General features: G+C 32.9%; 1 protein-coding gene. It reads left to right on the forward strand.

Features of this window, described 5'->3' with window-relative positions:
- Positions 1–337: hypothetical protein (locus R7Q11_RS29555; protein ID WP_225467386.1), on the forward strand; the 337-nt coding region annotated here is incomplete at its 5' end.
- Positions 338–511: the final 174 nt, after the last annotated feature.

The raw sequence follows: 511 nt of genomic DNA on the forward strand, positions 1-511 counted from the left end.
GCCGCCTGATTTCTTTGACAAACTAGCTTTGTCACTGCGAGAAGGCGAACTGTGTTATATATCTTTCGAAGATGCCCTTTCAAGATGGAGTGTTATCTCTCAGATCCCGATGATTTTAATTCTCGGCACAACGGGTGAATCGGGCTTTTATAAGACTAGATTTGGCAGTATTGAGTTTGTCCATGTTCCTCATAGTCGAGAGTTAATACTTTCAAATACGACCGAACCTTATTACGCCATTCGATTAGCTAAGAAATTTTTTGCTTTTGAAGATTTAAAACGGATTGATAGAAACATGCATCTTATCGATTACGAAGAACTCTATAACGAAGATTAAGTTTATAAAAATCAGATTTTATACATTAAAAAACATTTGACAATCACCACTTAACATATTAGCTTTGTAACTGTGTGATTTATACCCCAGTTTTACACATTTAAATTAATCTATAATAAATGAATCATTAAATCTTTTTTGGGGAGGTTTGATTTATTAAGGATTAATTTATGA

The sequence above is a fragment of the Vibrio sp. 970 genome (assembly GCF_033339075.1).